Genomic DNA, 22,798 nt, shown 5'->3' on the forward strand with positions numbered 1-22,798 from the left:
CGGGATCCATGCCAGGGATACCGCGGAACCGGCTTCGCCGGGCCGCTGGTATCGCCCCCTCGAGGGGGCGGCGCCGCAGGCGCTGCGGGGGTGTTTCATCACTTTGATCTTGCCACCTCGGCCACGCGTTCGCCAAATGCGATCGCCGTGTCGAGGTCGCCGCGCGCCATCTCGGCCGGGCTCGCATCGGAGGGAGAGGTGGTCAGCAGGCCGTTGTAGCCGCCGACGTAGTTGATCGAGTGGCGCGTCGCCGCCTTGCTGTTGCTCGGCATGATGCCGAGGCTGACCCAGAGACCGCTGTGCTGCATGGCCAGGTGCCACAGGTAGGTCAGCGTGGCGTCCTTGTCGCCGTTCATGGCCGCGCTGTTGCTGAAGCCCGCGAAGAGCTTGTCCTTCCAGCCCTGGACGTACCAGACCTTGGAAGAGGCATCCGCGAATTTCTTGAACTGCCAGCTCGGGCCACCCATGTAGGTGGGTGCGCCCATGATGATCGCGTCCGCCGCCGCGAGCAGCTCCCAGCCATGGGCCGGAAGATTGCCGTCGGCGTCGATCGCGAGCAACTGGGCGCTCGCGCCGTCGGCCACCGCCTGCGCCACGCGCTGCGTATGGCCGTAGCCCGAATGAAAGACCACAACGATGTCCGCCATCAGATTTTCCCGTGTCAATAACTGACGCGCATCGTACGCAAACCCCGGCCGGCGCAGCCAGGCCCGTTCGTGAAACACCGCGGAACCGGCTTCGCCGGGCCGCTGGTGTTGCCCCCGGTAGGGGGTGGGCGGCTACACGCAGTGAGCCAACCTGGGGGCGAGCTACTTCCCGAGCTACTTCTTATCGATGGAGAAGCGACCGGCACCGAAAGCCGCGATCGCGAACAGGCCGCCGGCGATCGCGATGTTCTTGAAGAACATCAGCTGATTCACGTACGCCTTCTCGGCCGGCAGGGCCCAGTAGTTGTGGAAGAAGATCGCGGCCGCCACCGTGAACAGCGCGATCACGACGGCCGACAGCCGGGTCTTGAAGCCGACCAGCAGCAGGACGCCGAGACCGAGCTCGACAACGATCGCGATCGCCGCGCCGAGCTGCGGCAGCGGCAGCCCGACCGAGGCGATGTAGCCCGCGGTACCGGCAAAGCCGGTCAGCTTGGCGAAGCCCGCCGGAATGAAAAGCAGCGCCAGCAGCACGCGGCCGAGGAGCGCCAGCGAATCTTGGGCTGCGCCGGCGTTGGCCGGGGCCGTGAAGGTGGAAGCGGTGGTGGTGGACATGGGAGGGACTCCTGGGTTGATGAAAACAAACAAAAAATTCAGGCCGCGAGATCGAACACGAGCACCTCGGCATCCTTGGCGGCGCCGAGCGTCAGCCGGCTTTCGCCTTCGAGCAGCGCCGCGTCGCCGGCAGCCAGCTTCGTGCCATTGGCCTCGAGTTCGCCGCGCACCAGGTGCACGTAGCTCTTGCGCTTCGGGTCCAGCACGAGGCTGGCTTGTTCGTCGCCGTCGAGCAAGCCTGCGAACAGGCGGGCGTCGGCGTGCACGAGAACCGAGCCGTCGGCACCATCGGGCGATGCCACAAGGCGCAGCTTGCCGCGCTTGTCGGCCTCGGCGAAGGTCTTCTGCTCGTAGCTCGGCGCGATGCCGCGCACGTTGGGCTCGATCCAGATCTGCAGGAAGTGGGTGGTCTGGTCGGCCTTGTGATTGAACTCGCTGTGCATCACGCCGCGGCCCGCGCTCATGCGCTGCACGTCGCCGGGCGGGATCGACTCCACATTGCCCATGCTGTCCTTGTGCGCAAGCTCGCCCGAGAGCACATAGCTGATGATTTCCATGTCCTTGTGACCATGGGTGCCGAAACCGGCCCCGGCGGCGACGCGATCCTCGTTGATCACGCGCAGGTTGCCGAAACCCATGTGGGCCGGATCGTAGTAACCCGCAAAGGAAAAGCTGTGGAAGGAGCGCAGCCAGCCGTGGTCGGCATAGCCTCGTTCCTGGGATTTACGGACTTGCAACATCGTCGAACTCCTGCCCTCTCGTGGAGGGCTCTTCGCATGCCGCGCCCTGTGCGCAGCGGATGGGAAGAACTTTAGGTCGGCACCAGGGTCCTGGAAGCGATGGGATTTGATGGCATCATTCAATTTATTTGAATGGTCGAATGCCATGCCCACTGCCCGTGACGTGCTCACGCCCGATTCGCTCGCGATGCTCCAGACCGTGGCCAGCACGGGAAGCTTCGCTGCCGCGGCCCGCTCGCTGAACCTGGTGCCCAGCGCGCTGAGCTACCGGGTCCGCCTGATCGAGGACGCGCTCGACGTGCTGCTGTTCGACCGCAGCGGGCGCCAGGCACGGGTCACGGAAGCCGGGGTGGAGCTGCTGCGCGAATCGGCCCGGCTGCTCAGCGAGATCGACGCGGTCGCCAACCGGGTCAAGCGCATTGCCACCGGCTGGGAGCCGATGCTCACGATCGCGGTCGACAGCGTGATCGCGCGCGATCCGCTGCTGGATCTGGTGAACTCCTTCTTCGCCCTCGATCCGCCGACGCGGCTCAAGCTGCGCGATGAGACGCTGCTGGGCACCCTCGAGGCGCTGACCAGCGGCGAAGCCGACCTGGCCGTGGGCGCGGTGCTCGATGCCGCCAACCTGGCCTTCACGGCCACGGGGATTCGTAGCCGCCCGCTGGGCGAGTTGCGCTTCGTCTACGCGGTGGCGCCGCACCACCCGCTGGCGCGGCTCCCCGAACCGCTCAGCGACGCGGTGCTGCGCCAGCATCGCGCCGTGGCCGCGGCCGACTCGGCGCGCGCCGGCCCGGGCATGACGGTCAACCTGGTCGGCGGGCAGGACGTGCTCACGGTGCCGACCATGCAGGCCAAGCTGGCGGCCCAGTTGCACGGACTCGGCGGCGGCTTTCTGCCCGAGCCCATGGCGCGGCCGTACATCGAGGCCGGACACCTGGTCGAACGCCGCACCGAACGCGTGCCGCCGGTCGCCACCATGCACTGCGCCTGGCGCGTGCGCAGCGCCGGCAGCCCGGGGCGCGCGATGCAGTGGTGGCTCGAGCGCTTCGAGCACGAGGGAACGCGCCGCGCGTTGCTGGAACGCCACCGCGGCCGCTAGCCGCCTCGCCGCGGGCGCGCCCGCCAACCCGGTTAGAGTCACATGGCCCGCCACCCGACAAAGAGACCGCCATGACACTTCGACCCGCTGCCGACCGCCACCGATCCACCGCCTCGCGCCACTACGCCGTCGTCGGCGCGGGCATCGCCGGCGTGGCCTGTGCCCGCACGCTGGTGCAGGCCGGTCACCAGGTGACCGTGTTCGAACGCGAAGCCGCCGCCGGCGGCCGCATGGCCAGCGAGGCCACGCCGTTCGGCCGCTTCGACAGCGGCGCCCAGTACTTCACCGTGCGCGACCCGCGTTTCGCGCGCGTGCTGGAAACCACCCCGCAGGTCTGCAAGCCCTGGAGCGCCAACCTGGTGCGCGTGCTCGACGCCCATGGCCGCGTGGCCGAGGCCGCCCTGCCCTCGCGCGAGCCCCATTTCGTGGCCCAGCCCGGCATGGACGCCCTGGTCGCCCACTGGGCGGCGCCGCTCGGCGACGCGCTGCTGACGCGCACCCAGGTGACCCAGATCGAACGCGATGCACTCGACCCCAGGCGCTGGCAGTTGCGCACCGCCGGCGCCGACGACTCGCAGCATGTGTACTCGGGCTTCGATGCCGTGCTGCTGGCGGTGCCGCCGGCGCGCACGCGCGCCCTGCTCGGCGACGGCAGGCTGTCCGCCGAACTGAGCCGCCGGATCGAGCCGGTTCGCATCGCGCCCTGCTGGACGCTGATGTTCGCTTTCCCCCAGGCCAACCAGCCCACGTTGTCGCACCTCGGCCCGCAATGGAACGCCGCCCGCAGCACGCACCATCGCGTGGCCTGGCTCGCGCGCGAGTCGTCCAAGCCCGGCCGCGATCCGATCGAACGCTGGACGCTGCAGGCCAGCGCCGCCTGGTCGCAGGAGCACCTGCGCGACGACGCCGCGCGCGTCAGGGCCAAGCTGCTGCGCGCCTTCGCCGAGATCACCGGCATCCGGGCCGAGCCTGCGCATGCCGAGGCGCGCTGCTGGGCCGAAGCGCAGACCCAGGTGCCGGCGGGCAAGCCGCACCTGTGGGACGCCAAGGCGCGCCTCGGCGTCGCCGGCGACTGGTGCACCGGGCACCGGGTCGAGGACGCCTTCCTCTCGGGCCTGACGCTGGCGCTCAAGGTGGCCTGAAGCTCCAACGCCGTCGATGACCCGGATCGGCCGTTTCGCGCCTTCTCCGACCGGGCCGCTGCATGCCGGCTCGCTGGTCGCGGCGCTCGCGAGCTGGCTCGACGTCCGCGCCCGCGGTCCGCAGACGCGCTGGCTGGTGCGCGTCGAGGATGCCGACACCGAGCGCTGCCTGCCGGGCATGGGCGAGCGGATCCTCGCGCAGCTGGCCGCCTGCGGCCTTGTCCCGGACGCGCCGCCGGCCTGGCAGACCTGGCGCGCCCCGCTCTACGAGCGCGCGCTCGAGACCCTGCAGGCGGCCGGCTGGGCCTACCCCTGCGGCTGCACCCGCAAGGACATCGAACTGGCGCTGGCGGCACGCGGCATTTCGCATGCACGCCATGGCGAGCGGGTCTACCCCGGCACCTGCCGCGAGGGCCTGCACGGCAAGCCGGCGCGCGCCTGGCGCTTCGCCGCCGTGAAGTTCGAAGCCACGCAGGGGTCCGGACCGCTGCAGTGGGACGACCGCCGCCTCGGCCGACAGCAGCAGGCCGTCGGCCAAGAGGTCGGCGATTTCGTCCTTCGGCGCGCCGACGGCCCGTGGGCCTACCAGCTCGCGGTGGTGGTCGACGACGCCGACCAGGGCGTGACCGACGTGGTGCGCGGACAGGACCTGGCGGACAACACGGCGCGCCAGATCCTGCTGCAGCGTGCGCTCGGACTGCCGACGCCGAGCTACCTGCACACGCCGCTGGTGCTGGGTGCCGACGGCGACAAGCTGTCCAAGCAGAACGGTGCGGCAGCGCTCGCCCTGGCCACGCCCGCCGACGCGCTGGCCGCGCTGCAGGCCGCGGCGCAGGTGCTCGGTCTCGGGCCGGCCGGCGCCGCCACCGCAGGCGAGGCGCTCGCGCAATGGGTGGCCCGTTGGCGCGATCTCTACAATCCGCCGCCGTGACCCCAAGCTCTACCACCGACCTCCCCCAAGACCCGCCGGCCGATCCGCCCGCGGGCGACAAACCCACCGGCGAGGCGCATCCGCTGCACCGCCGCCTCAAGAGCTTCGTCAAGCGCGGCGGCCGCACCACCGACGGCCAGGCGCGCGCCTACGAACAGTTCGGCCCGCAGTTCCTGCTGCCCTATCGCGCCGAGCCGCTGGACTTCGACGCCGCCTTCGGTCGCCGGGCGCCGACCGTGCTCGAGATCGGCTTCGGCATGGGCGAGGCGACGGCGCACATCGCGGCGCTGATGCCCGAAAAGAACTTCCTGTGCTGCGAAGTGCACGAGCCCGGCGTCGGCGCGCTGCTCAAGCGCATCGGCGAACAGCAACTGCAGAACATCCGCATCTGCGCCCACGATGCGGTCGATGTCCTCGACCACATGCTGCCGCCGGGTTCGCTGGCGGGCGTGCACGTGTTCTTTCCGGATCCGTGGCACAAGACCCGGCACAACAAGCGCCGCCTGATCCAGCCGCCCTTCGTGCGCAAGCTGGCCGACCGGCTGGCGCCCGGCGGCTACCTGCACTGCGCCACCGACTGGCAGCCCTACGCCGAGCAGATGCTCGAGGTGCTGTCGGCCGAGCCGCTGCTGCGCAACACCGCCGCGGCCTATGCGCCCAAGCCGGACTACCGGCCGCTGACCAAGTTCGAGAACCGAGGCCTCAAGCTGGGCCACGGGGTATGGGACGTGGTGTTCGAACGCCTCTGAGCGGGCGCTTCAATGCGCCAGCGTAGACAAGTCGTCGGCTTGTCCCGCCGCGCGCCCCTGTGCTTGCGGCAGGTTCTGCTGGGCCGCCATGACGAGCGCCGCCCGATAGGCCGAGCGGCTGGCGATCTTGGTGTGCCTGATGAGCGCCTGCCACTCGCGCTCGAGCTCGTGGTGGGCCCGGTCGCCGCGGCGATTCAGCAGCGCCTGGCTGACGTCGACCAGGGCCGCGGCCGAGCTCAGGCAGATGTTGGCCGCGGTCTGGGCGACGCTGGCCCTGAATCGCTGCTCCTCGGTCTGCGCAGCGGTCCGGAGAGCCTCCAGGGGCAGGTTGACGGTCGGGCCCAGGTAAGGGGCGCCCTGGAGTTCGCTGTCGGCGTGGGCGAGCACCTTCTCGATGGCGACCAGCGCGCTTTCCAGCAATGCGATTTCGGTTGACGTTTGCTTCATTTCATCCAGCCGGAACGTTTTCCGGATCAGCCCAGATGTTGACAGCGGAAGGCGCATTTCTGCTGTGCAAAATTCCACAACTTATTACCAAAGTTAACAGTTTGAGTCGCAATGGAGTGACGCAGCCCCCCGCCATCGCAGCGACCTCGGCTCGCAACGTGACTTAGTACCTTCGTTTAAGACATCGAAGTTGCTACATTTTTTGAAAGATGTAGCGAAAGGCTTCCGATGATTCTCACTCGCAGGACTTGGATGGCGAAGACCGGTGCAGCGCTGGTGCTGGGCGGCAGCGGACTGGTCGCCACGCGGCCGGGCCACGCCCAAGGCGCGGCACGCGCCGTCGCGGCGCGCACCGTGATCCTCGGTCAATCGGTGCCCCTGACCGGCGCGGCCAGCGAGATCGGGCTGGCTTTCGCGGCCGGCTGCCGGCTTTTCGCGACCGAGTTCAACGAAAGCAGCGCCACCAGCGGGCTCCAGCTGAAGCTGGTGCAGCTGGACGACGGCTACGACGCCGCCCGCGCCGCCGCCAATGCGCGCACCCTTCTGGGCACGAACAAGGCGGACATGCTGTTCGGCTTCGTCGGCACCGCGAGCAGCGAAGCCGGGGCGGCGGTCGCGGCGCAACAAGGAAGCCTGCTGTTCGCGCCCTTCGCCGCGGCGGACAACCTGCGCGACGCCGCCTCCCCCAACGTGTTCCATGTCCGCCCCAGCATGGCGGACGAGGCCTTCAAGATCGTGCGCCAGTGCGCCACGGTCGGGCAGACCCGCATCGCCCTGGTCGGCGACGACGACGCGATGGGCCGCGCCGGCCTGGCGGCGGTGCAGCAGGCCATGGCCGATCTCAAGCTGGCGCCGCTGGTCGCGACCGCGCTGGTGCCGCCGGCGGGCGACAAGATGGATGCGGCGCTCGCGGCGGTGCAGAAGCAGTCGCCGCAGGCCATCGTGCTGGTGTCGCTCTCGGCCACCACGGCCGACGTGATCCGCCGGCTGCGCAAGAGCGGCTACGCCGGCAGCTTCACGGCCTTTTCGATCGTCGGCATCGATCCGCTCTACGCGGCCCTCGGCAAGGACATCGGCGGCATCGTGATCTCGCAGGTCGTGCCCTCGCCGCGCCCGTCGGCGATCCCGATCGTCAAGGAGTATCTCGCCGCGGTCGACAACTCGGACCAGGCGCCATCCTACGAAGGCCTCGAGGGCTTCATCGCCACCAAGGCCGCCGCCGAGGCGGTGCGCCGGGCCGGCAAGGGCTTCACGCCCGCCACGCTGCAGCGCGTGATGACGGGCATGACGGACTACGACGTCGGCGGCTTCCGCATCAACCTGCGCCCGGGCCTGCGCGACCCGGGGCGTGCCATCGACCTGATCAGCATCACGAAGGAAGGGCGGGTGCTGCGCTGAGCGGCGTCGCTGCTAGCCCGTGATTCCCAAGCGCTGCAGCGCTTCCAGCGACAGCAGCTCGATGCGGCCGTAGCCCAGCGCGATCACGCGCTCCTTCGCCAATGCATTGAGCTCCTTCGACAGCGTCTGCCGGGTCACGCCGAGCATCATCGCGAGCGCCTCCTGGGGCAGCGAGACGCAGGCGCGCGGGTCCGGCGACTGGGTCGCGTCGCCGCGCGCGAGCGCCAGCAGCCGGCGTGCCACCCGCGCGCGCAGGCCGCGCAGCGTGGCGTCTTCCATGAGGCCGTACAAGCCGCGCACGCGCGCCGCGAGCAAGGCCGCGACGGCGCGGGCAAAGGGGGCGCCCTGCATCTGCTGGGCGAAGGCATCGAACGGCACCACCAGCAGGTCCAATGCGCTGAGCGCGGTGGCATCGTGCGTCCGTGGCGAGCCGTCGATCAGGCTGATCTCGCCAAACCAGTTGCCGGGCTCGAGCACGGCCAGGATGGCCTCGCGGCCGTCCTGGCGCAAGGTCGAAATCTTGATCGAGCCACCGGCCAACCCGAAGAAGCCGGCGCCCGCCGCGTGCACCGGGTCTCCCTGGCGGAACACCATCGCGCCGCGGCGCAGGTGGATCAATTCGGCCGCTGCGAGCAGGCCTTCGCGCTGCATGCGCGGCATCGAGGCGAACCAGGGGTTGGCCTCCATGGCGGCGCGATGCGCGGCGGACAGCCGCGGTCTGGGGGACTGGGGCATTCGGTGCGGATTTCGGGTTCGGGGGTTTACCAGAGCGCCTCATTGTCTGGTTTTTGACAGTTGAGCGCCGACACCGGGTCTACAGTGGGCCGCAAATACCACGGAGACCCACGATGAACGCAAGAGCGAGTTTCGTCCGCATGCAGGACAGCACCGCGCAGGACTGGCAACTGATCGGCGGCGAATTCATGCAGTTCGCGCAGGGCCTGCCCGGGCGCGTGATCAAGCACCTGCAGATCCTCGAAGGCGACTACGGCGGTTTCCCGATCGACCGCTACAGCCATTCGCTGCAGACCGCGACGCGTGCGCTGCGCGACGGCCGCGACGAGGAGTACGTCATGTGCGCACTGCTGCACGACATCGGCGACACGCTCGGCACGATGAACCATCCGGACATCGCGGCGGCGATCCTCAAGCCCTTCGTGAGCGAGGAGAACCACTGGATGGTGGCGCACCACGGCATCTTCCAGGGCCACTACTTCTTCCATCACGTCGGGCTGGACCGCGACCTGCGCGAGAACTTCCGCAGCCATCCGTGCTTCGATCGCACGGCCGAGTTCTGTGAACTCTACGACAACCCGGCCTTCGACCCGAAGGCCGAGACCTTGCCGATCAGCGAATTCGAGCCGATGCTCAGGCGCCTGATGGCGCAGCCGCGGCAGAGCGTCTACAAGGCCGCGAAGCAGCCCGCGCCGACCAGCGCTTGAATCCCGTTTTTTTCCAGGAGAACCCCATGAACGCCACCGCGCCCAGCGACATCCAGAAACTCGTCAGCGCCGAAGAATGGCAGTTGCGCGTCGACCTCGCGGCCTGCTACCGGCTGGTCGCCATGTACGGGTGGAGCGACCTCGTCTTCACGCACATCAGCGCCCGCGTGCCCGGGCCGGAACACCATTTCCTGATCAACCCGTACGGCCTGATGTTCGACGAGATCACGGCCTCGAGCCTGATCAAGGTCGACCAGGACTGCAACAAGGTGATCGACTCGCCCTACCCGGTGAACCCGGCCGGCTTCGTGATCCACAGCGCGGTGCATGCGGCGCGCGAGGACGTGCAGTGCGTGCTGCACACCCACACGCGTGCCGGCATCGCGGTCAGCGCGCAAAAGAACGGCGTGCTGCCGATCAGCCAGCAGTCGACCTTCGTGCTGGCCTCGCTGGCCTACCACGACTACGAAGGCGTGGCCTTCCGCGACGACGAGAAGCCGCGGCTGCAGGCCGACATGGGGCGAGCCAACTTCCTGATGCTGCGCAACCACGGCCTGCTGACCGTCGGCAAGACCGTGGCCGACGCCTTTCTCGCCATGTACACCTTCGAGAACACCTGCCAGATCCAGATCGCGGCGCAGTCCGGCGCCGGCGAGCTCACGCAGGTCGACCCGCGCATCGTCGACGGCGTGGGCCAGGCGATGAAGGTGCAGACCGGCGGCCTCGGCGGGACCTTCGTCTGGCCCTCGCTGATCCGCAAGCTAGACCGCGTCGACCGCAGCTACAGGGACTGAGCCCAGGGCCAACCTGCGCTCGCGCCACCACAGCACGAAGCCGCAGGCGAACACCACCAACTGCGTGCCGATCAGCAGCGCGAAGCCGGCGAAGAAGCCGTGCGCCGCGCCGCCCGACGCGCCGGGACCGGCCGACACCGCGCTGATCACGCCGCCCATCAGCGCCGGCATGAAGCCCGCGACCAGGCTGCCGGTGCCGTTGACCACGCCGAAGGCGCTGGCCACATGCTCGGGCCGGGCGCAGTACTGCACGGTGCTCGGGATTGCAGGGCTCTGCAGGCCCCAGCAGAAGTTGGCCGCGATCAGGCAGTAGGCCGCCGCGTAAGGGTCGTGCACGTTGATCGCCAACAGCACCGACAGCGCCACGCCCGCGCTCGCGGCCATGAAGATGAAGGGCACCCGCTGGCGTTCGATCCTGTCGATGAGGACGCCGCCGAGCAGCACCGCGAGCACCGTGGCGTACTGCGGCAGCGAGGCGAGCCAGCCCATCTCCTTGAGCGAGAAGCCGCGCACCTCCTTCAGGTAGGCCGGCAGCCAGTTGCTGCTGCCCCAGAGGTAGGCCAGCGTGGCCGAGGTCAGCACCGTGATCAGCACCAGGTAGCGCGTGTGCAATGCGCCCTTCACGATCTCGCCGACCCGGCCCATGGCGTCGCCGAAGGACTTCGGCTTGGCCAGCCCGGGGTAGGACGCGGGCATCTTCACGAAGGCGAGCACCAGCGGGATGCCCAGCACGATGTTCAGCACCCCGAGCGCATGGAAGGACATCTGCCAGTCGAAGCTGATCAGCAGGAAGCCGATCAACGGGTAGCCGAGCGCCAGTCCGAGGCCGGTGCCCATGTTGACGAAGGAGTTCGGCTTGCCGTTCTCGTGGCTCTCGAAATGCGCCTTGATGTAGGACGAAGCCAGCGAGAACAGCGGCCCTTCGGACACGCCGAGCAGAATCCGCGACGCCAGCAGCATGCCGTAGCCGTTGAACCACGGTGTGATGAAGGTGACCACGCCCCACAGCACCAGCCCGAGAATCAGGCTCCTGCGGACCCCGAACAGCGCCGCGCAGAACGGCGTCAGCACGAAGGCCGACACGCCGTAGCCGACCATGAAGGCCGTGGCCAGCAGACCCTGGCTGACGCGGTCGCCCGGCGCGATGCCGATGTGGTGCAGGAACGAGGCATCGGTGATCAGCACCGCGATGTTGATCCGGTCGACGTAGGAGATGGCGACGATCACGAACAGCGTGATGACGCCGTACCAACGGAAGGCTCTGGCTTGCATGGCTTCGTTCCTGCGGATGGGGGGCTAGAAGGCGTGGCGCAACCCGAACTCCGTGCCGGTCGAACCGTGGTTCGGCGAAGTGAGCACGCCGCCGAGGGTCTGTGCCGCGCCGTTGCTGTTGGTCAGCCACGCGGCGGTCGCATAGACCGCGCTGCGCTTCGACAGGTTGTAGACGTAGCCGAGCGCGAACTTGGCCGTCGTCGGTCGCGGCAGGTTGGCTCCGGGTTCGCGCCGGTAGCGCGCGTACGAGGCCTTGATCTCGCTGGCACCGATCGGCAGGATGAAACCCAGCAGCGCGCCCTTGCCGTCGACCTCGCCGAGCGACTCGGTGTAGTACTCGCCCATCAGCCGGAGGTTCATGAGCGCGGCGAAGGTGTAGGAAGCGCCGATGTTCGAGACCCGCAGGTCGCCGGTGACATACTGGGTCCGGCCGGTCGAGATCGCCACGTTGAACGGTCCGTTGAGATAGCCCACGCGCACCCCGGTGTAATCGCCGTCGTCCTCGATCGACAGTGGCAACGGCCCCGGCAGCACCGCGTTCGAGGCGTTTTCGCCCAGCGCCGCCATCACCTGGCCATAGAAGCCGCCGAGCGTGGGCGGCAGGAAGTAGCCGACGCTGTTCGAGGCCCGGGTGCCGGTGGGCGCGCTCAGGCCGCCGAGGGCCGTGAAGTAGATCTGGTTGGCGCCGATGCCGCCGCCGGTGCCGAAGGGGTCGAACAGGGCGGTGTTCCAGAAGGTCGGCGTGTAGTCGCGGCCCAGCCGCAGTTCGCCGAAGACGCCCGACAGGCTCACGGTCGAACGGCGCCCGAAGATCAGGCCGCCATCGCCGACGTTGCCGTTGCGTTGGTTGTTGGTGTTGCTGCCGTAGCTGGCGCCGGTGTCGTTCTGCAGGCCCGACTCGATCCAGAAGCTCGCGGCCAGGCCGCCGCCGAGGTCTTCGGTGCCGCGGAAGCCGAGCCGGCTGAAGGTGTTGGCGCTGTTGGTCAACTGCCACTTGCTCGAGGACACCGGGCCCGAACCCGTGGTGTAGGTGACGGCGGCATCGACGACGCCGAACAGGGTCACGCTCGATTGCGCGCCGGCCCAGGTCGTGGCTGCGCATGCGGCCATGGCCACAAGAGATCTCTTCATGTCTTCCCCCCTCGGTCGATGGTTCTTCTTGACCTCAGATGTCGAGCACCAGCGGGCCGCGCTTGCAGCCCGAAACGCAGATCATCATGGTCTTGTTCGATGCCCGTTCCAGCTTGGTCAGGATGCCGTCGTGGTGGTCGACCTCGCCTTCGAGCACCCTGGTTTCGCAGGCGCCGCAGACGCCTTCCTTGCAGCTGTGGTCGGGGTTCAGGCCGGCGTCGATCAGGCTGTCGAGGATCGACTTGCCGGGCGGCACCTCGACCGTCTTGCCGCTCTTCGCGCACTCGACCATGTAGCTCTGGGTCGCGCTCGGCGCCTCGACGTGGACGGCCGCGAAGCGTTCGATGTGCACGTTCGCGAAGCCGAGCTGCTCGCAGGTCTTCTCGAAGTTGTCGAGCATCGGCGTCGGGCCGCAGCAGTAGTAGTGGCTGTCGCTTCCCTTGCCGCCGAGCAGCGCCGCGAGATCGGGCGGCCCGCCCTTCTCCTCGTCGAAATGCCAGGTCAGCGGGATCGACGCCTCGGCCGCCAGGGCTGCGATGGCCTCGCAGAAGGCGGACTCCTTGCGCGAGCGCGCGCAATAGATCAGCTCGACCGGCTTGCCGATGGCAGCCAGCCGCTGCAGCATGCACCAGATCGGCGTCACGCCGATGCCGCCCGCCACCAGCACCGAGCGGCCGGCGCTCTCTTCGAGCCTGAAGTTGTTGCGCGGCTCCGAGATCGCGAGCGTCATGCCGACGCGCAGCTGCTGGTGCACGTAGCGCGATCCGCCGCGGCTCTTGCGGTCGTTCAGCACGCCGACGACATAGCGCTGGCGGTCGCTGGCCGGGTTGCACAGCGAGTAGCTGCGCACCAGCCCGTTGGGCAGGTGCAGGTCGATGTGGGAGCCGGCCTCGAAGGCGGGGAAGTCCACCGCCGGCGTGGCCGGGCGGAACTCGACGCTGACGATGCCGTCCGCTTCGTAGCGCATCGTGTGCACCAGGGCGTTCAGCGTGGGGGAAGACATGACGGAACCTCGAAGAAGGGTTTTTTCAGTGGGCCGCGCGCACCGGCGCGACGGCCGATGCGTGGATCAGCCGGCCGCGCCTTCGAGCTGCTGCTGGGCCAGCCCGCGCATGTGGCGCCGCAGGCGCACGATGCCGAGGTCGTGCTGGTAGAGCTGCTCGTGCTGGTTGGCGTCGGGCTCCATGTTCTCGATCAGAACGCGATCCTGTTCGAGCACGTGCCAGTGGCGCGCCTCGAGCCGGTTCTTGTAGAGGAAGCGCCAGGTATCGCGCTCCCAGCCCACCGGCAGCTTGCGCACGCGCCAATGGAAGGCGCATGACAGCGTCGGCGAGATCGGCGTGTAGCTGCCGATGATGATGAAGTTGCCGCCCGGGCCGCCGGTCTTGGGGTACGGGATCTCGAGCCGCATCCAGTGCACGCCGGTGTCGGCCCACTCGGTCCAGTCGAAGTTGACGTTGCGCTGGCCTTCCTTCTCGAACACGAAGCCGGTGTCGGTCGCCCGAATGCCGAACTTGGCGCTCGAGTCGCCTTCGGCCATCGAGTGCGACTGCTTGTGCAGGTAGGTGCCGTGCATCGGGTCCATGACGTTGTCCAGCACGTAGCGGTAGTCGCCCTTCCACTCGGTGTAGCAGAGGAAGCCCGAGTACTGCGCGTCGTCGCTCAGCTGCTCGGGCAGCACCAGCGGCGGCGGCGTCTCGACCGACTCCTTCGAGTTGTAGAGCCAGACCGCGCCGGCGCGCTCCTCGACGTGGAAGAAGCGCGTGGACTGCGATCCCTCGAGCTTGCAGCCGGGGCTGCCCGGCACGCGGACGGCGACGCCGTCACAGCGCACCTCGACGCCGTGGTACGGGCAGGAGAGCCGGTCGCCCAGGATCACGCCCTGCGACAGCGGCGCGCCGCGGTGCGGGCAGCGGTCTTCGAGCGCGTGCAGCTTGCCGCCGTGGTCGCGCCAGAACGCGAACTTGCGGCCCAGCCGGCGCAGCGAAACCGGCGATTCCTTGATGAAGCCCGAGGGGCAGATCGGATACCAGAGATCCTTCAGGCCGATCTCGAGCAGTTGGTCGACCGGTTCAGCGTGGGGGGTGGTCATGATGGGTCCTTTCGAATGGGTGCTCAGGCGCCGAGGGTCGCCATCTCTTCGCGGTAGATGGCCTCGGTCCAGGCCTTGCCGCTGGGGCTGGCCAGGCCGCTGTCGTTGAGCCGTTCGACCAGGCCTGCGAGGTCGTGGACGCCGGCCGCGAAGGCGCGCTCGATCGCATCGCCGAGCAGGTCTTCGTAGGTGGTGGGAGTGCGCTGGCGCGCCTGGTGGGGATCGAGATAACGGTCGGTCATGGTTCGCTCCATCGAAGAAAAAGAGTGATTCGGGAATCGGGCGGATCGCGGTCGCGGCTTCAGGCCGCCTGCGCCGCCACGGGCACGGCCCAGGCGTCGTAGCCATACACCCAGTCGGCGTTGCCGCCCTCGCGCAGCCAGTTGTTGCCGCGCGAACCGAGCTGGACCTGGCTGGCGCGCTCGATGCGGGCCTGCTCGTAGCGCTGCAGGGCGCCGGCGGCATCGCGCATCGCGACGCCTTCCAGGTGGCGGGCCAGGACGACGGCGTCCTCGATCGCCATGCCGGCGCCCTGCGCCATGAAAGGCAGCATCGGGTGGGCGGCATCGCCGAGCAAAGCCATCCGGCCCCGGGCCCAGGCGGGCATCGGATCGCGCTCGTACAGCGCGGTCTTGAGCACCGTGTCGCAGGCGTCGAGCAGCGCGCGCGCATCGGGGTGGTAGGCCACGTACTGCTCGCGCAGCTCGTCGACGCTGCCGGGAGCGGTCCACGACTCCAGGTGCCAGGTGTCCTGGGGCGTGGTGGCGAAGATGAAGATGTCGCGGCCGCGGTTGAGCGGGAAGGTCACGATCTGGCTCTGCGGATTCGGCCCCCACCACTTGGTGAAGGCGCCGAGGTTCGGCACGCCCGCCACGCGCTCGGCCGGCACCACCGCGCGGTAGGCCACGATGCCGGTGAAGCGCGGGCTCTCGGCGCCGAACATCGCGGTGCGCACCGCCGAGTGGATGCCGTCGGCACCGATCAGCGCGCCCACGCGGACGCTGCTGCCGTCCTCGAAGCCCAGGTTCACGCCCGCGTCGTCCGCCACGATGGACTGCGCGCGCTTGCCCAGCGCCACGCGCTCGGCCGGGAACATGTCGGCCAGCGCCGCCAGCAGGTCGGCGCGGTGGATCGTGAGCTGCGGCGCGCCGTACTTCGCCTCGGCCGAGTCGGCCATCTCGAGGCGCGAGGTCTCCTCCCCGCTGTCGTAGGTACGGCTGATGCGGTGCGTCGGCCGGGCGGCCGTCACGCGGGCGGCCTCGCCGACACCCAGCCCGTCGAGCGCGCGCACCGCGTTGGGCGTCAGGTTGATGTCGGCACCGACGCGCGCGAACTGCTTCGCCTGCTCGAACACGACCACATCGTGGCCGGCGCGCTGCAGCGCGATGCCGGCCACCAGGCCACCGATGCCGGCACCGACGATGCCGATGGTGGATTCATTGCATTGCATGTCCGTCTCCCCTTGATCTATTCGGCCACGATGTTGCGGGCCTTGATGATCCTGGCCCACACCGCGGTCTCGTCGCGGATGGCCGTGGCGAACTCGGCCGGCTTCATCGCCGCGTCGGTCATGCCCTGCGCCTTCAGGCGCTCGCGCACCTCGGGCGTGGCGAGGATCTCGGCGGCGTCCTTGGCGAGCTGCTCGGCGACTGCCGGCGACGTGCCGGCGGGTGCCAGCAAGCCATACCAGGAGGTCACGTTCACGCCCTGGATGCCCTGCTCCGCCAGCGTCGGGATCTCGGGCGCGACCGGGCTGCGCTTGGCCTCGGTCACGCCGAGCGCGACCAGCTTGCCGCTCTTGATGAAGGGCAGCGTGGCCGGCAGGTTGCTGAACATCAGCGGCACCACGCCGCCGAGCACGTCGTTGAGTGCCGGCGCCGTGCCCTTGTAAGGCACATGCAGCAGGTCGACACCGGCCTGCTGCTTGAACAGCTCGCCCGCCAGGTGCAGGCCGCTGCCCACGCCGGGCGACGCGTACGACAAGGTGCCGGGCTTGGCCTTGGCCTGGGCGACGACCTGCTTCACGTCCTTGAAGCCGGACGCGGGCGCGGCCACCAGCACGTTGGGGGCGGTCGCGAGCATCGTCACCGGCACGAAGTCGCGCTCGATGCTGAACGGGAAGTTCGGCATCAGGGTCGGGTTGATCGTCAGGTTGCCGGCCGGCACCACCAGCAGCGTGTGGCCGTCGCCCTTGGCGCGCTTGACCTTGTCGATGCCGATGTTGCCGGCTGCGCCCGCGAGGTTCTCGACCACGGCCGGCTGGCCGTAGCGCTTCGCGAGTCCTTCGGAGAGCACCCGCGCCAGCGTGTCGACCGGGCCGCCGGGCGGGAACGGCGAGACGATGGTGAAGCGTTCCGCGGCCAACTGCTTCTGGGCATCGCTCTGCGCATGCGCGGACGTGATGGCCGCGAACGCCAGCACGGCGGTGCCGAAGAGGCGCGGGATGGAAGTGCGTCGTGTCATCGGGCGTGAACTCATTTCTTTTCGGTCAGGAAGGCGCCCTTGGGGCCTTCGGCGTTCTTCTGCCGACGCGTATGGCCGTCGAGTCCGCCGTCGACCGCCCATTCGGCGAACACGGTCGGGCCCGGTTCGAACTCGCGCGGCTGCCAGTCGGCGGTCAGCTGGTCCTCGTCGGCGTAGTACTCGATCAGGCCCCCGGCCGGATTCTTGAAGTACCAGAAGTAGGCCGAGGACACCGGGTGGCGGCCCGGGCCCAATTGCGTCTCCCAGCCCTTGCGCGAGAAATGCAGGCCGCCGCCGAACACCTCGTGGATGTCGCGCACCGTGAAGGCCACGTGGTTGAGCCCGCGCTTGCCCGAGGGCAGCTGCAGCAGGAACAGATCGTGGTGGCCGCCTTCCGGCGCGCAGCGCATGAAGGCGCCGCGGTTCGGGTAGCTGTCGGAGGCGACGAAGCCGAAGCGGCTCGCATAGAAGGCGCCGGTGGCAATGACGTCGCTGACGAAGAACACCACGTGGCCCACCTCGATCGGCGTCGCCCGCTCGTACACCGGCGCGGCCTGGTTCACGCGAGGCTTGGCGTTCCAGGTGTTCATCGCCGCGCAGTCGATCGCGACCGCGTGCTTGCGGCTGACCTGAAGCCGCACGGCCAGGCCGTTCGGGTCGATGCAGCCGATGCGGCGCGCGCCGTCGACCGTACCGTCGACGAAGCCCGGGTCCTTGGCGATGGCCGCGGCGTAGCGCGCGAGGTCGGCGTCGCTCTCGACGCCCCACACCACTTCGCGCAGGGTCGGGCCCTCTTCCATCGCCGGCGGCAGGCCCGGCTTGTCCAGCGCCGCGACGACCACCTTGCAGCCGTTCAGGCATTCGAAGACGAGTTCATCGGCGGCCTCGCTCTTCAGCGTGAGGCCCCAGTCCTGGAAGAAGGTACGGCAGGTCGCGAGGTCGTCCGCCGCGTAGGTGATCTGGTCGATGCCCAGTACGCTCATTTTTCGTGTTCCTTTCAGTTGGCCCAAGGGAGCGGCTGCTCGTTGGTGCCCCAGTACATACTCTTCTGCTCCATGTACTGGAAGATGCCCTCGCGGCCCTTCTCGCGGCCCAGGCCGCTGTCGCGCCAGCCGCCGAACGGCGTCGAGACCGAGAACTGCTTGTAGGTGTTGACCCAGACCGTGCCGGCCTGCACCGCGCGGCCGAGGCGCCAGGCGCGCTTGAAGTCGCGGCTCCAGACGCCCGCGGCCAGCGCGTAGACGCTGTCGTTGGCCTGCTTGATGAGTTCCTCCTCGTTGTCGAAGGGCATCGCCACCAGCACCGGGCCGAAGATCTCCTCCTGGCTGATGCGCGCGCTGTTGGTGAGGCCTTCGAGGATCGTCGGGGTGTAGAAGTAGCCGCGGTCCAGGCCGTTGCCGTGCGGCCGCACGCCGCCGGTACGGATGCGCCCGCCTTCGGACACGCCGAGCTCCACATAGCGCTCGATGCCTTCGCGGTGCTTCGCCGTGATCAGCGGACCCATCTGCGTGTTCTCGGCCGCCGGGTCGCCCACGCGCAGCGCATTGGCGCCTTCGGCCAGGCGGGTCAGGAACTCGTCGTAGATCGAACGCGCGACGAAGAGGCGCGAGCCCGCGATGCAGGATTCACCCGAAGAGCTGAAGATGCCGTAGAGCACGCCATTGACCGCATGGTCGAGGTCGGCGTCCTCCAGCACCATGGTCGGCGACTTGCCGCCGAGCTCCAGCGAGACCGGCATCATCTTGTCGGCCGCGATGTGGGCGATGTGCCGGCCCGTGGTGGTGCCGCCGGTGAAGGACACGCGCTTGACCAGCGGATGCTTGGTGATGGCGTCGCCGATCACCGAGCCCCTTCCGGGCAGCACGCTGACGATGCCCTTGGGCACGCCGGCCTCCTCGCAGATGCGGGCCAGTTCGAGCGCCATCAGCGGCGTCACCTCGGCCGGCTTGACCACCACCGCGTTGCCCGCGGCGAGCGCCGGCGCCAGCTTCTGCGCCTCGCTCGCGATCGGCGAATTCCACGGCGTGATCGCGGCGACCACGCCCATCGGCTCGTGCACGCTCATCGTGACGAAGGGGCCGCGCGAAGGCGTGATGGTGTCCTCGAGCGTCTCCAGCGCAGCGGCGAAGAACTGGAAGGTGCCGGCAGCGCTGGCCACCAGGTTGCGGGTCTCGCTGATCGGCTTGCCGTTGTCGAGGCGCTGCTTCTGCGCCAGCGCTTCGGACTGCTCGCGGATCAGCTGCGCCACGCGGTGCAGCACCGTGGCGCGCTGGTGCGGCAGCATCTGCGCCCAGCCGCTCGTGAGGAAAGCGTGGTGCGCACGCGTGATGGCCTCGTCGACGTCGGCCAGGCTCGCGGCCCGCAGCCGCGCGATCGGCTCGCCGGTGGCCGGATAGAGGCTCTCGTAGACGTCGCCGCCGCCCAGGCGCCATTCACCGGCGATGTTGAGGGGAAGGAGTTCGGAGGAAATCATCGGGTTCTCTCGTTTCAGATCGCCAGCGCCGCGACGCGGTTGCGCAGTGCGCGCACGGCGCTGTACACGGTCAGCGCGGAGGTCTTGGGATTGGCCGCCAGCGGCTTGTTGCGCATCGTGAGCTCGAAGCTGCCAAAGGCGCCTTGGGCCTCGACCACGTGGACGTTGTCGGCCACCGCAGGATCAGCGATCAGGCGCACCAGCGTCCGGTCCAATCCGAGGCCGGCGAGCGACACGGTGGCGGCGACGTTGGCGTTCTTCGGATAGAGCGTCGCGGCTTCGCGCGCACTGCCTTCGAAGATCACGGTCTCGCGCGTCAGCGCTTCGAGGTCGTGGCTCTGCTCGGCCGGCGTTCCCTTCCAGGCGCGCGGCGGCTTGCGGCCGGTGTAGTGCACCACGTCGAGGCCGCCGATGCGGGCCGCGGCCAGCGCGTCGATGGCGCCGATCGCTCCGGCGATCAGTTGCACCTGGGTGCGGCCCTCGGCGGCAGCGGCCTCGAGCTTCTCGGCCAGGCCGGGCGCCGACAGCGCGCCGACGGAAGCGACGATGCAGGGCAGGCCGCGCTTCAGCGCCGCCAGCACATGCTCTTCGATCGCGGCATGGCCCGCGGCCTCGACGACCAGGTCGATGCCTTCGGCCGGAACGGACGACACGAGCTGCGCGCCCGGCGCGAGCCGCCGGGCCGTGGCCTGCGCCGAAGCGAAGGCGTCGGCCGGCACGACGATGGCCCTGATCTCCAGGGCCGTGTCGGCCTGGAGCAGTTCGAGCATCGAGGCACCGATGGCGCCGCAGCCGACGAGTGCAATGCGCGTGATGGCGGACATGCGAGGGGCTCCGCTCACTTGGCCGCGCCGAGCGCAGGAATCTGCGTGATCGTGTTGGTCGGCGGACCCGCGAAGGTGCTCTTGAAGCCGCCGATGGACAGCATGTCGATCTCGAGCAGGAAGGGGCCGGCGGCCGACAACGCTTCGTCCAGGCGGGCCGGCAGGTCGTCCAGGTTCCGCACGCGGGCGTGCGGCAGTGCGATCGACTTGCACAGCAGGTCGTAGTCGGGCGTGTGCAGCTCGGCGTAGCACTGGCGGCCGCCGTACTGCGCGTCCTGGATGTTCTTGATGACGCCGTAGCTCTTGTCGTTCATCAGCACGATGACCATGGGAGCCTTCTCCTGCACCATGCAGGCCAGCTCGCCCAGGTTCAGGATGAAGCCGCCGTCGCCGGCCAGGCAGAAGGTCTTGCGACCCGARCCCGTCACCACCGCGCCGATGGCCGCGCCGATGGCCATCGGCATGCCCTGCCCGATGCCGCCGCCGGTGGCGTGCACGCCGGCGCTGGGTTCGAAGATGCGCAGCTCGCGGTTGCCCCAGGTGCTGTTGGAGACGGTCACGTCGCGCACCCAGTTGAAATTGCGGCCGGCCACCGCCTGGATCTGGCGAACCAGTTCGGCGTACGGGCCGAGGCCGTCGCGCAGCGTCGCGACCGCCTGGTCGTGCGCGGCGCGCAGGTCGGCCAGCAGCTTGGGGTCGGCCTTGTACTTCACGGCTTCGAGGCGATCCGCCAGGCCTTCGAGGGCCAGCGCGGAATCGCCGCAGACGAAGGCTTCGGAGGCATAGCAGCGGCCTTCGGCGGCGGCATCGGCGTCGATGCGGTACAGCGGACGCGGCAGCTTCAGTTCGTACTTGAGCGTCTCGTTGCCGCGCAGGCGCGAGCCGACCACCAGCATCGCGTCGCAGGTCTGGTACAGGGCCTCGACCGGCTTCTGGATGTTGTAGGCGCCGAGCGAGCCGGCATCGTCCTCGGGCACCGTGCCGCGGCCTTGCGTCGTGGTGACCACGCCGAAGCCCAGCTTCTGCAGGCGCTGGATGGCGGCACGGGCGTGGCGCGCACCGCCGCCGACCCACAGCATCGGGCGTTTGGCCTTGGCCAGGCTCGCGGCCAGCGCGTCGAGGCCGGCTTTGGACGGCACGGCGGACTCGATCGGCAGCGGCGACAGATCGGCCGGCATCGTGGTGAGCGCGGACTGGATGTCGATCGGAATCTCGACGCTGACGGGGCCGGTGGGCGCGGTCATCGCGACCTGCACCGCGCGCTTGAGGGTGCCGAGCACGGTCTCGACGCTGCGTACGCGGAAGGCGGCCTTGGAGATGGCCTTCAGCATCGTGAGCTGGTCCGGGGCCTCGTGGATGTAAGACATGCCGCGGTCGATGTACGGCGTCTCGATCTGACCCGTGATGTGCAGCAGCGGCGCGCCGGCGGTCAGCGCCTCGACCATGCTGCCGGCGATGTTGCCCGCGGCCGGGCCGGTGCTGGTGATGCACACGCCCAGGCTGGCGGTGGAGCGCGCATATGCGTCGGCCATGTTGCCCGCGCCCGCCTCGCCCCGCGACGAGATGAAGCGGATCGCGCCGCGCTGCGCGAAGGCGTCGAGGATCGGCATGTTGTGGATCGAGATGACGCCGAACGCCGCCTTGACGCCGCATTGCTCGAGGAAGGCGGCGACGACGGCGCCGACCGTGACGGTCTGGTTGGGGTTATGCATGGCGGGAATGGCCTCCGGAAATATCGATGTGGCTGCCCGTCGTATAGGACGCGAGCGGTGAAGCGAGGAAGAGAATCGCGCGCGCGGCTTCGATCGGAAGCCCCAGGCGACCCAGCGGGATGTGTTTGTCGTGCGCGAGCTGGCTGCTCCAGGCGGCCCAGTCGAGTTCGGTCTGCACGCGGGCCTCGAAGCGGCGGCGCCACTGGCCCGACTCGACCAGGCCGATCAGGATGCCGTTGACCCGCACGCCCTGCGGCGCGAACTCGGTGGCCATCGAACGCACCAGGCTCAGCAGGCCGGCGCGGGCCGCCGAGGTGGCGACCATGTGCGGCTCGGGCTGGCGCGCGAGCAGGGAGTTGGCGCAGACGATGGCCGCATCGCCGAGCACGGCGCGCTGCGCCGCGAGTTGCGGCAGGAAGGCGCGCGTCGGATGGATCACCGAGAAGAACTTCAGGTGCAGCTCGTCGCTCCAGGCCTGGTCGTCGGTGTCGGCGAAGGTGGACACCCGCCCCTGCCCCGCGTTGTTGATCAGCATCGAGGCCGGGCCGAGCGCGGCTTCGCTCTCGGCGGCGAAACGCTTCACCGAGGTCGCGTCGAGCACGTCGCAGGTGCGGGCCAAGAGGCGGGCCTCGGGGCGCGTGGCGCGCAGGCCGGCCACCGCCCGGTCGAGCCGCTCGGCGTTGCGGCCGCACAGCGCCACCGCGGCGCCGCAGTCCAGCAACAGCTCGACGGTCGCGAGGCCGATGCCGGAGGAGCCGCCGGTGACCACGGCCACGCGGCCGGCCAGCGCATCGGCGGCGAAGAAGTTCGAGGAAAGGTGGGACATC

At 69.3% G+C, this 22,798-nt stretch carries 24 protein-coding genes; 7 read left to right on the forward strand and 17 right to left on the reverse strand.

Going from position 1 to position 22,798, the window contains the following annotated elements; translation table 11 throughout:
• Positions 1-98: 98 nt before the first annotated feature.
• From AB4Z46_RS06855 to AB4Z46_RS06865, 3 genes are all read right to left on the reverse strand, one after another.
• Positions 99-647 carry a flavodoxin family protein gene (locus AB4Z46_RS06855; RefSeq protein ID WP_442282725.1) on the reverse strand — a complete coding sequence of 183 codons (549 nt, stop codon included), beginning with the start codon at positions 645-647 and terminating at the stop codon, positions 99-101.
• Between the two features lie 174 nt (positions 648-821).
• A complete protein-coding gene (locus AB4Z46_RS06860; RefSeq protein ID WP_442282726.1) occupies positions 822-1,262 on the reverse strand; it encodes a DoxX family protein in 441 nt (146 codons plus the stop codon).
• Positions 1,263-1,300: 38 nt separating this feature from the next.
• A complete protein-coding gene (locus AB4Z46_RS06865; RefSeq protein ID WP_442282727.1) occupies positions 1,301-2,002 on the reverse strand; it encodes a pirin family protein in 702 nt (233 codons plus the stop codon).
• A 145-nt stretch (positions 2,003-2,147) separates the two neighbouring features.
• Between AB4Z46_RS06865 and AB4Z46_RS06870 the strand changes: the two genes are divergently transcribed.
• From AB4Z46_RS06870 to trmB, 4 genes are all read left to right on the forward strand, one after another.
• On the forward strand, positions 2,148-3,101 hold the full coding sequence (locus tag AB4Z46_RS06870; protein ID WP_442282728.1) for a LysR family transcriptional regulator: 954 nt from the start codon (positions 2,148-2,150) through the stop codon (positions 3,099-3,101).
• A gap of 71 nt (positions 3,102-3,172) precedes the next feature.
• On the forward strand, positions 3,173-4,243 hold the full coding sequence (locus tag AB4Z46_RS06875) for an NAD(P)/FAD-dependent oxidoreductase (RefSeq protein WP_442282729.1): 1,071 nt from the start codon (positions 3,173-3,175) through the stop codon (positions 4,241-4,243).
• A 16-nt stretch (positions 4,244-4,259) separates the two neighbouring features.
• Positions 4,260-5,174 carry a tRNA glutamyl-Q(34) synthetase GluQRS gene (gene gluQRS / locus AB4Z46_RS06880; RefSeq protein WP_442282730.1) on the forward strand — a complete coding sequence of 305 codons (915 nt, stop codon included), beginning with the start codon at positions 4,260-4,262 and terminating at the stop codon, positions 5,172-5,174.
• Entirely contained in the window at positions 5,132-5,923 is a 792-nt protein-coding gene (trmB, locus tag AB4Z46_RS06885; protein WP_442282731.1) for a tRNA (guanosine(46)-N7)-methyltransferase TrmB, read from the forward strand. Before gluQRS ends, trmB begins: the two co-directional genes overlap by 43 nt.
• Positions 5,924-5,932: 9 nt before the next feature.
• Here the strand turns inward: trmB and AB4Z46_RS06890 are convergent, their stop codons facing one another.
• Complete coding sequence (locus AB4Z46_RS06890; protein ID WP_442282732.1) at positions 5,933-6,370, reverse strand: hypothetical protein; 438 nt, start codon at positions 6,368-6,370, stop codon at positions 5,933-5,935.
• Positions 6,371-6,598: 228 nt separating this feature from the next.
• Here AB4Z46_RS06890 and AB4Z46_RS06895 point away from each other — a divergent pair, with 228 nt between their 5' ends.
• A complete protein-coding gene (locus AB4Z46_RS06895) occupies positions 6,599-7,768 on the forward strand; it encodes an ABC transporter substrate-binding protein (protein WP_442282733.1) in 1,170 nt (389 codons plus the stop codon).
• A gap of 12 nt (positions 7,769-7,780) precedes the next feature.
• On the opposite strand, the gene AB4Z46_RS06900 is transcribed toward AB4Z46_RS06895, so the two are convergent.
• Complete coding sequence (locus tag AB4Z46_RS06900) at positions 7,781-8,503, reverse strand: Crp/Fnr family transcriptional regulator (protein WP_442282734.1); 723 nt, start codon at positions 8,501-8,503, stop codon at positions 7,781-7,783.
• 113 nt (positions 8,504-8,616) lie between these two features.
• Between AB4Z46_RS06900 and AB4Z46_RS06905 the strand changes: the two genes are divergently transcribed.
• Together AB4Z46_RS06905 and AB4Z46_RS06910 are read left to right on the forward strand one after the other, a co-directional pair.
• Positions 8,617-9,210, forward strand: a complete 594-nt coding sequence (locus AB4Z46_RS06905) for an HD domain-containing protein (RefSeq protein WP_442282735.1) — start codon at positions 8,617-8,619, stop codon at positions 9,208-9,210.
• Between the two features lie 26 nt (positions 9,211-9,236).
• On the forward strand, positions 9,237-10,004 hold the full coding sequence (locus tag AB4Z46_RS06910) for a class II aldolase/adducin family protein (protein WP_442282736.1): 768 nt from the start codon (positions 9,237-9,239) through the stop codon (positions 10,002-10,004).
• On the opposite strand, the gene AB4Z46_RS06915 is transcribed toward AB4Z46_RS06910, so the two are convergent.
• The 12 genes from AB4Z46_RS06915 to AB4Z46_RS06970 form a co-directional block, all read right to left on the reverse strand.
• Positions 9,972-11,276, reverse strand: a complete 1,305-nt coding sequence (locus tag AB4Z46_RS06915) for an MFS transporter (protein ID WP_442282737.1) — start codon at positions 11,274-11,276, stop codon at positions 9,972-9,974. The genes AB4Z46_RS06910 and AB4Z46_RS06915 overlap by 33 nt on opposite strands.
• 24 nt (positions 11,277-11,300) lie before the next feature.
• Complete coding sequence (locus AB4Z46_RS06920; protein WP_442282738.1) at positions 11,301-12,407, reverse strand: porin; 1,107 nt, start codon at positions 12,405-12,407, stop codon at positions 11,301-11,303.
• Positions 12,408-12,441: 34 nt separating this feature from the next.
• Positions 12,442-13,410 carry a PDR/VanB family oxidoreductase gene (locus AB4Z46_RS06925; RefSeq protein ID WP_442282739.1) on the reverse strand — a complete coding sequence of 323 codons (969 nt, stop codon included), beginning with the start codon at positions 13,408-13,410 and terminating at the stop codon, positions 12,442-12,444.
• Positions 13,411-13,476: 66 nt separating this feature from the next.
• Positions 13,477-14,499 carry a Rieske 2Fe-2S domain-containing protein gene (locus AB4Z46_RS06930; protein WP_442282740.1) on the reverse strand — a complete coding sequence of 341 codons (1,023 nt, stop codon included), beginning with the start codon at positions 14,497-14,499 and terminating at the stop codon, positions 13,477-13,479.
• A 23-nt stretch (positions 14,500-14,522) separates the two neighbouring features.
• The gene (locus AB4Z46_RS06935) at positions 14,523-14,741 is read right to left on the reverse strand and encodes a recombinase-like helix-turn-helix domain-containing protein (protein ID WP_286531539.1); all 219 of its coding nucleotides are present in this window, start codon (positions 14,739-14,741) and stop codon (positions 14,523-14,525) included.
• Positions 14,742-14,800: 59 nt separating this feature from the next.
• Positions 14,801-15,949 carry an FAD-dependent monooxygenase gene (locus tag AB4Z46_RS06940; RefSeq protein WP_442282741.1) on the reverse strand — a complete coding sequence of 383 codons (1,149 nt, stop codon included), beginning with the start codon at positions 15,947-15,949 and terminating at the stop codon, positions 14,801-14,803.
• 17 nt (positions 15,950-15,966) lie between these two features.
• A complete protein-coding gene (locus tag AB4Z46_RS06945; protein WP_442282742.1) occupies positions 15,967-16,962 on the reverse strand; it encodes a Bug family tripartite tricarboxylate transporter substrate binding protein in 996 nt (331 codons plus the stop codon).
• 11 nt (positions 16,963-16,973) lie between these two features.
• Positions 16,974-17,945, reverse strand: a complete 972-nt coding sequence (locus AB4Z46_RS06950) for a VOC family protein (RefSeq protein WP_442282743.1) — start codon at positions 17,943-17,945, stop codon at positions 16,974-16,976.
• A 14-nt stretch (positions 17,946-17,959) separates the two neighbouring features.
• Positions 17,960-19,435 carry an aldehyde dehydrogenase gene (locus AB4Z46_RS06955; RefSeq protein WP_442282744.1) on the reverse strand — a complete coding sequence of 492 codons (1,476 nt, stop codon included), beginning with the start codon at positions 19,433-19,435 and terminating at the stop codon, positions 17,960-17,962.
• A 14-nt stretch (positions 19,436-19,449) separates the two neighbouring features.
• On the reverse strand, positions 19,450-20,259 hold the full coding sequence (locus AB4Z46_RS06960; RefSeq protein ID WP_442282745.1) for an aspartate dehydrogenase: 810 nt from the start codon (positions 20,257-20,259) through the stop codon (positions 19,450-19,452).
• Positions 20,260-20,273: 14 nt separating this feature from the next.
• Entirely contained in the window at positions 20,274-21,971 is a 1,698-nt protein-coding gene (locus AB4Z46_RS06965) for a thiamine pyrophosphate-binding protein (protein ID WP_442282746.1), read from the reverse strand.
• A complete protein-coding gene (locus AB4Z46_RS06970; RefSeq protein WP_442282747.1) occupies positions 21,964-22,797 on the reverse strand; it encodes an SDR family oxidoreductase in 834 nt (277 codons plus the stop codon). Before AB4Z46_RS06970 ends, AB4Z46_RS06965 begins: the two co-directional genes overlap by 8 nt.
• Position 22,798 lies beyond the last annotated feature (1 nt).

This window comes from Variovorax sp. M-6, assembly GCF_052114385.1.
Taxonomy (GTDB): Bacteria; Pseudomonadota; Gammaproteobacteria; order Burkholderiales; family Burkholderiaceae_C; genus Variovorax.